The sequence below is a fragment of the Streptomyces kanasensis genome, from assembly GCF_043077165.1.
GTDB classification, from domain to species: Bacteria; Actinomycetota; Actinomycetes; order Streptomycetales; family Streptomycetaceae; genus Streptomyces; species Streptomyces changanensis.
Window position 1 is genome coordinate 182,742 of the sequence record NZ_JBIBSF010000005.1, and the last position, 6,211, is coordinate 188,952.

At 73.4% G+C, this 6,211-nt stretch carries 6 protein-coding genes; 2 read left to right on the forward strand and 4 right to left on the reverse strand.

What is annotated here, in order from left to right; all coding sequences use genetic code 11:
• Window positions 1–18 precede the first annotated feature (18 nt).
• Window positions 19–417 (forward strand): hypothetical protein, encoded by a 399-nt coding sequence (locus ACF053_RS14895; RefSeq protein ID WP_391954248.1) that lies wholly within the window; start codon window positions 19–21, stop codon window positions 415–417.
• Between the two features lie 102 nt (window positions 418–519).
• On the opposite strand, the gene ACF053_RS14900 is transcribed toward ACF053_RS14895, so the two are convergent.
• Both ACF053_RS14900 and ACF053_RS14905 read right to left on the reverse strand, forming a co-directional pair.
• Window positions 520–2,124, reverse strand: coding sequence for a hypothetical protein (locus ACF053_RS14900; RefSeq protein ID WP_391954249.1), 1,605 nt, complete (start codon window positions 2,122–2,124; stop codon window positions 520–522).
• 48 nt (window positions 2,125–2,172) lie between these two features.
• Window positions 2,173–2,688, reverse strand: coding sequence for a SigE family RNA polymerase sigma factor (locus tag ACF053_RS14905; RefSeq protein WP_391954250.1), 516 nt, complete (start codon window positions 2,686–2,688; stop codon window positions 2,173–2,175).
• A 613-nt stretch (window positions 2,689–3,301) separates the two neighbouring features.
• Here ACF053_RS14905 and helR point away from each other — a divergent pair.
• Window positions 3,302–5,455 (forward strand): RNA polymerase recycling motor ATPase HelR, encoded by a 2,154-nt coding sequence (helR, locus tag ACF053_RS14910; RefSeq protein ID WP_391954251.1) that lies wholly within the window; start codon window positions 3,302–3,304, stop codon window positions 5,453–5,455.
• On the opposite strand, the gene ACF053_RS14915 is transcribed toward helR, so the two are convergent.
• Window positions 5,436–5,675: a DUF397 domain-containing protein gene (locus ACF053_RS14915; protein WP_391954252.1), complete on the reverse strand. Its 240-nt coding sequence runs from the start codon at window positions 5,673–5,675 to the stop codon at window positions 5,436–5,438. The genes helR and ACF053_RS14915 overlap by 20 nt on opposite strands.
• Window positions 5,672–6,211: DUF5753 domain-containing protein (locus ACF053_RS14920; protein ID WP_391954253.1), on the reverse strand; the 540-nt coding region annotated here is incomplete at its 5' end. The genes ACF053_RS14915 and ACF053_RS14920, both read right to left, overlap by 4 nt.

Here is a 6,211-nt window from a genome sequence, read left to right on the forward strand (position 1 = left end):
AGGAAGCAGGCTCGGGTCATGACGACACACGACGACACGACCCTGCTCTTCCGCAACACCATGCGCGTCACCGACGGCCACCTGGAGGGCTTCCGCGACGCGATCGCCCGGGCGGTGGCCTTCGCGCGGGAGCACGGGCCGCAGCTGATGGTGCAGACCTTCGTGGACGAGGAGCGGATGCTGGCGCACAGCTTCCAGCTGTACCGGGACTCCGACGCGGTCCGCGCGCACTGGCGGCTCGCGGACCCGTACATCCGGGACGTGATGGAGCACTGCCGGGTGGAGCGCTTCGAGGTGTTCGGCACGCCGGACGCCGACGTGGCGGAGGGCGTCCGGTCGGGCGTGGGCGAGGACTGCGAACTCACCTTCACCCCCCGCGCCGCCGGCTTCCTCCGCCTCCCGCCCACCGACGCCTGACCGCCGCGAGGGGCGCGCGGGCCGGGCGGCCCGTGGAGCGGACACGGCCCCGACGAGTGACGCGGGGCCGTGTCCGCCCGCTCCCCCTGTCCGCGTGACGCCTCAGGGGCGGGGCCGCCCGAGGAAGTCGACGAACCGGTCGTTGTTCCAGTCCGGGTGGGTGGCCAGCGCCTTCATCTCCGGCAGGTTGAGCGCCGGGGTGGCGCGGGTGGCGTCGGCGTCCGCGGCGGGCGCGTTGTAGGCGGTGACGGTGACGTACCAGCCGCGCGGCCGGGCGCCGGTGACGATCCACCGGGTGACGCCCTTGCCGCCCTCGTCCACCTTCTCCTCGCGCACGTCGAGCACCTCCTCGTCGGTGGTGTTGCGCCGTTCGCGGTCGATGCGCATCTCGACGAGGCCGGGGCCGAGACCGTCCGTGTCCACCACCTGGCTGCCCTTCTCCACCAGGTGGGGCCAGTCGGCGCCGGGCCTGCCCGACTCCCAGACGCGGCCGGGGCCGTCCCGCTCCTCGTCGGGGGCCGGGGCCAGGGCGTCGAGCGCCGGGCGCCAGCGGGGTGACGTGGCGATGGCCCTCAGCTGCTCCGCGGTGAGCGCGGGCACGGTCCGGGGCGCCGTGCCCGTCCCCGGGACGCTGCGGGTGCCGACCTCGACCATGTCACCGGTGGCGGACACGTAGGTGACCGTCCGGTCCAGCACGTGCCGGGGGCGGTGCGTCCTTGTGTCCTGGCTGCGGACCAGGGACCCGTCGGGCAGCTTCTCGCGCCGGCACGAGGAGCTCCGGCACATGGTGAACTGCCGGGTCGAGTAGCCCTCCGGGTCGACGCGGTGCAGCGAGACCGTCACGCTGGTCCCGCCCTTGCCGTCGTCGTACACGAGGGACGCGGTCGGGCCGCGGTGGTCGGCGGTGCCCTGCCCCTTCGCCCCCGTGAAGGTGCCTCCCTTCGGCAGGAGCGCGCGCAGCGTGTCGGTCATGCCCCGCGCCGACACGGTGTCCAGCGGCTTCACGAAGCGGGGGTCCAGGGGCTTCTCGCCGAGCAGCGGGTCGGGCTTGGGCAGGCGGCTCATCTCCCTGCGCCACTCGCCGGCGTGGAGCAGCCGGCGCAGGTCGTTGTGGAGCACCGGCGCGTTCCGGGTGCCGGTGGGGCGCTTGGGGTCGGGGGTGTTCCACACGGTGACGTCGACGAAGTGGCCCTCGGGGGTGACGTGCCGCATCCGCCGGTTCTTCGTCACGGGGGTCTCCCACGGCGCCTCGTGGCTCGCCTCGTGGACGTTGCCCCACTCCCCGCCCCTGCGCGGGTCGGCGACGCCCAGGCGCAGGTGCACCAGTCCGGCGCCCTTCCCGTCGTCGTAGACGAACGACACGTGGACGTACTCGCCGGGCTCGCGCGGCAGGACCCGCTGCCGGGTGAACTCGCCCCCGGGGTTGAGCCTGCGCAGGATGTCGAAGACGCGGTCGCCGCTCAGCTCGGCCGTCTCCTCGGCGACGGAGGCGTCCCGGTCCTCGTGGAGCATCCCGGTCGCGTAGGCGCCGCCGCCGAGCGCGCCGAGCGCGACGACGCTCGCGGCGACGGCGAGCGCGGCCCTCCTGCGGCGCAGGCTGCGCCGTCCTTCCGTCGCCGCGGCGGTCATGAGCTGCTCCTGTCGGTCGGTGCTGAAGGTGTCGCCGGTACGGCGCAGTGCCTCGCCGAGCTGGTCCTCGAAAGACATGGGGAATCACCGGTTCGCGTGAGGTCGGGGTGGTTGCTCGGCCGTCGGTCAGGCCGTGACGAAGTCGTCCGCGTGGGCGCCCAGCAGGGTGCGCAGCCTGGACAGGGCCCGGGTGGACCGGGTGCGCACGGCGGCGGGGCTGGTGCCCATGGCCCGGGCGGTCTCCTCGACGCTGCGGTCCTCCCAGTAGCGGAGCACCACGACGGCCCGGTCCTTCGGGGCCAGCTGCCCGAGGGCGTGCAGCAGCGCCACCCGGGTGTCGGAGTCCGGCCCGCCGGCCGTGGTGGTGTCGGGCACCTCGGCGAGGACGACCTCCGTCGAGGCGCGGCGGCTGCGGTGGGTGAGGAAGACCCGCACCAGGACGGTCTGGGCGTACGCGGCGGGGTTGTCGATCCGCCGCCCGAGGCGGCGCCCCCACGCCACGTACAGCCGCCGCAGCGTCTCCTGGGTCAGGTCCTCGGCGAGGTGGACGTCCCCGCTGGTGAGGAGGCACGCGGAGCGGAACAGGTGGCCCGTGCGGCCTGCCGCGAACTCCATGAACTCGTCCGCGCGGGACTGTTTCACGCCTTCCCCGTTCCTGCCTGGTCGTCGTGGAGGGGCGGGCCCGCCCCTCCACCCGGATCGACCCGGTGGACCCCCGGAAACGTTTCACTCCGGTCGGGAGAAGTCTCGGCGCCACGGCCGCTGTCCCGTAGTCACCCCTCCCGACCTGCGGAAACCGTGATCCCCCCGCCCGCCCTGCGGGCCGTACGCGGCCCGGGGAAGAGGTCCGGGAGGGAAGAGGTCCGGGCGGGGCGCGGGCTCGGGGCGGGACGCGGTCCTGGGCTGCGGGGGCCGGTTCCGGCGCGTGGGCGCCGGGGCGGGATGGGGGCCTGCGCCCGGAGGCGGCGAAGAGCGCGGCGTCGTGCGGGGGAGGGAGGCGGGGGGACCGCGAGGTGGCGGGGGAGGAGACAGACCACACTCCCCGGCACTCTCAACGTATAGCGCACCGGGGGGCTTGCGGCAAGGCCCCCTCCGTGACGCAGAATCGCTGGCCTAGGCCGGATGCTGGGGAAATGGGAGATTCACTAAGTGCGTTTGCTTTTGTCGTTTCACGGGGTGTGCGGGGACGCAGGACCGGCGCGGGGGTCCGCACCGCGGGTCTCCGCGGCCACGACGCGGGAACGGAGCCGCTGACGTGTCCCCTTCCACCACGAGCGCCTTCGCTCTGCCGGAACGTCTCTCCGCGAAGGCGGACCCGGCGCTCATCGCCGCCGACGAGGAGCACTTCGCGGCCATCGCGGCCGCCCTGGAACAGTCGATCGCCGAGGTGTCCGACCGCCTCGAAGCCACGCTGAGGGCACCCGGCGGCATCGGGCGGGAGGCGATGGAGCGGGACGTGGAGGTGCACCGGCTGTCCGGGCGCCTGCGCGCCCTGCGCCGCTTCGGCCTCGACCTGTGCCTGGGCCACGTCGTGGTCGAGGGCGAGGCGGAGCCCCTGTACGTCGGGCGGCTCGGCCTCACCGACCCGGCGGGCCGCCGGCTGCTGGTCGACTGGCGTTCCCCGGCGGCGGAGCCGTTCTTCGCGGCGACCCACGCCCATCCGATGGGTCTGGTCAGCCGCCGCCGCTACCGCTGGACCCGGGGCCGGATCAGCGACTACTGGGACGAGGTGTTCACCGCCGACGGGCTGGAGCGGGGCGCCGCGCTCGACGACCAGTCGGCGTTCATCGCCAGCCTGGGCGGCAACCGGTCGGAGCGGATGCGGGACGTCCTCGCCACCATCCAGTCCGACCAGGACGCCATCATCCGGGCGGGCTCCCGCGGCGCCCTCGTCGTGGACGGCGGCCCCGGTACGGGCAAGACCGTCGTCGCCCTGCACCGCTCCGCGTACCTCCTGTACTCCGACCCGCGCCTCGGCCACCGCCGCGGCGGGGTGCTGTTCGTCGGCCCGCACGAGCCGTACCTGGCGTACGTCGCGGACGTCCTGCCCAGCCTCGGCGAGGAGGGCGTGCAGACCTGCACCCTGCGCGACCTGGTCCCCGAGGGCGCCACGGCGGCGGTCGAGACCGACCCGGCCGTGGCCCGGCTGAAGGCGTCCGCGCCCCTGGTCCGGGCGATCGAGAAGGCCGTCCGGTTCTACGAGGCTCCGCCCACGGACGCCATGACGGTCACCACCCCGTGGGGCGAGGCCCGGCTCACCGCCGACGACTGGGCGGAGGCGTTCGACGCGCCCGAGCCCGGCACCCCGCACAACGAGGCGCGCGACCGGATCTTCGACGAGCTGGTCACGATCCTCCGCGACCAGTTCGACGCCGAGGTACCGGACGACCTGTTCCGCAGGGCGCTGCGGCACGACCGGCAGCTCGTCGGCGCGCTCAACCGCGCGTGGCCGCTGCTGGAGGCGACCGACCTCGTCGGCGACCTGTGGACCGTACCCGCCTACCTGCGCATGTGCGCGCCCTGGCTGGACCGGGACGAGGTGCGGGCGCTCCAGCGCGCGGACGCCCACGCGTGGACCGTCTCCGACCTGCCGCTGCTGGACGCGGCCCGGCAGCGGCTGGGCGACCCGAAGGCGTCGCTGCGCAAGCGCCGGCACGACGCGGACGTCGCCGCGCAGCGGGCCCGCATGGCCGACGTCATCGACAACGTCATCGCCGCCGACCACGACGGCGAGGGCGCGGTGACGATGCTGCACGGCCAGGACCTGCGCGACAGCCTCGTCGACGAGTCGGCGCTGCCCACCACCGACCCGGACGTCCTCGCGGGGCCGTTCGCGCACGTCGTGGTGGACGAGGCGCAGGAGCTGACCGACGCGGAGTGGCAGATGCTGCTCCTGCGCTGCCCGTCGCGCAGCTTCACCATCGTCGGTGACCGCGCGCAGGCCCGGCACGGGTTCACGGAGACCTGGCAGGAGCGGCTGGCGCGGGTCGGCCTCGACCGGGCCGAGGTGGCCTCCCTCACGGTCAACTACCGCACCCCGGAGGAGGTCATGGCGGAGGCCGAGCCGGTCATCCGGGCCGCGCTCCCCGACGCCAACGTGCCGACCTCCGTCCGCAGCAGCGGCGTCCCCGTCGTCCACGGTTCCGTCGCGGACCGGGACGGCATCCTCGACGCGTGGCTCGCCGCCCATGACGAGGGGGTCGCCTGCGTCATCGGCGACCCCACGTTCCGGGGCCGCCCCCGCGTCCGGTCGCTCACGCCGGAGCTGTCGAAGGGGCTGGAGTTCGACCTGGTCGTCCTCGTGAACCCGGAGAAGTTCGGCGAGGGCGTCGAGGGAGCGGTCGACCGCTACGTCGCGATGACGCGCGCGACGCGGGAACTCGTCGTCCTCACGGGGCCAGGGTCCTGACGAACACGTCCCACGCGCCCGCCCCGACAGCCAGCCCGGGGCGGGCGACGTCCTTGGAGTCCCGCACGTGCACGGTGTGCGGGCAGACGGCGACCTCGACGCAGTCGCCGCCCTGGGCGCCGCTGTAGGACGACTTGGCCCAGTTGAAAGCCACTTCGACGCATGCGCCACCCTGGTCGCCACTGAAGCTGCTCTTGAACCAGCTCAGGTCGGTGCTCATAGCTCTCGTGCCACCTGTTCGATGAGTCGCGCGGAGTCCTCGGGGCTCAGTGCCTGCGCCCGCAGAGTGCCATATCGAGCGAAGACTTCTCCCACCTCTGGTTGCTCGCTGAGAAAGTAGCGGCCGCCCTGGCCCTCCACATAGACAAGTTGCCGCTCCCTCTTGGCCGTCTCCAGCAGAACGAACGGACCATCGACCCCAGCGTGCGTCTCGCGGTCCTCGAGCATGACCTGGATCTCGACGTTGGGTAACTGTCCGACCATGAGAAGGTGCTCCAAGTTCGTCTTGAGTACCGTTCGCCCGCCGAGTGGGCGGGCGAGGAGAACCCGTTCCAGCACGAAGGTCACGTGAGGCCGCGGGCGACGGTGGAAGACCTGTTGCCTCGCAAGCCGCGCTGTGACGGCAGCCTCGATCTCGTCCTCTTCAAGCGACGGCACGGCACAACGCAGAACGGCCTGTACATAGTCCGGGGTCTGAAGCAGCCCTGGAATCAGGTGGTTCTCGTACTTGTGGATCCCGGCCGCCCTCGCCTCTTC